Consider the following 1,237-nt stretch of genomic DNA (forward strand, 5'->3'; position numbering starts at 1 on the left):
CATCGCCGAACCCATTCAGGGCGAGGGCGGTGACCGGCATATGCGGCCGGAATTCCTGCGGACCATGCAGGAGCTGTGCCACGACAACGACGCGCTGTTCGTCCTCGACGAGGTGCAGACCGGCATGGGCCGGACGGGCTCGTGGCTCGCGTACCAGCAGCCGGAGATCGGCGGCGGCATCGTGCCGGACGCGGTCACGCTCGCGAAGGGTCTCGGCGGCGGGTTCCCCGTCGGCGCGCTCGTCGCGTACGGCGAGCGGACGGCCACGCTGCTGGGCCGCGGCCAGCACGGCACCACGTTCGGCGGCAACCCGGTCGCCGCGGCGGCGGGGCTGGCGACGATCGCGGTCATCGAGCGCGACGGGCTCCTGGAGCACGTGCGCACGCTGGGCGTCTCGTTGCGCGACCGCGTCGCCGGCCTCGGTCACCCCCTCGTGACCGACGTGCGCGGCGCGGGTCTCCTGATCGCGATCGAGCTCGCCCGGCCCGTCGCGCCGCAGGTCGCCGCGGCGGCGCTCGACGCGGGCTTCGTCGTCAACCCGTGCACGCCGACCACGATCCGGCTCGCGCCGCCGTTCGTCCTCACCGAGGAGCAGGCCGGCACGTTCGTCGACTTCCTCGCAGCCGTCCCGGCGGACCTGGGGGCCGACGCATGACGCGGCACTTCCTGCGCGACGACGACCTGACGCCCGCGGAGCAGCGCGAGGTCCTCGAGCTCGCGCTCGCGTTCCGCGACGACCGGTACGTGCGCCGCCCGCTCGTCGGCCCGCGCGCGGTCGCGGTGATCTTCGACAAGCCCACGCTGCGCACCCAGGTGTCGTTCACGACGGGCATCGCGGAGCTCGGCGGCTACCCGCTGCTCGTCGAGGGCAAGCTCGCGCAGATCGGCGTGCGCGAGTCCGTTGCCGACACCGCGCGCGTGCTCGGCCGGCAGGTCGCCGCGGTCGTCTGGCGGACGTTCGAGCAGTCACGGCTCGACGAGATGGCGCAGCACGCGGGCGTCCCCGTCGTGAACGCGCTCACCGACCTCTTCCACCCGTGCCAGGTGCTCGCGGACCTCGCGACGGTCGCGCTGCACCGCGGCGGCGTCGGGCGGCTCGCGGGCCAGACGCTCGCGTACGTGGGCGACGGCGCGAACAACATGGCGCACTCCTACCTGCTGGGCGGCGCGACCGCCGGCCTGCACGTGCGGATCGGCACGCCCGACGGCTACCCGCCCGACGCGCGCGTCCTCGCCG

General features: G+C 74.7%; 2 protein-coding genes. Both read left to right on the forward strand.

Annotated features, from left to right (window positions below; genetic code table 11):
• Positions 1-655: aminotransferase class III-fold pyridoxal phosphate-dependent enzyme (locus HGA02_RS19800; protein ID WP_168681121.1), on the forward strand; the 655-nt coding region annotated here is incomplete at its 5' end.
• Positions 652-1,237: Rossmann-fold NAD(P)-binding domain-containing protein (locus HGA02_RS19805; RefSeq protein WP_484482061.1), on the forward strand; the 586-nt coding region annotated here is incomplete at its 3' end. The genes HGA02_RS19800 and HGA02_RS19805, both read left to right, overlap by 4 nt.

Origin of the sequence: Cellulomonas septica (genome assembly GCF_012396155.1) — a bacterium.
GTDB classification, from domain to species: domain Bacteria; phylum Actinomycetota; class Actinomycetes; order Actinomycetales; family Cellulomonadaceae; genus Cellulomonas; species Cellulomonas septica.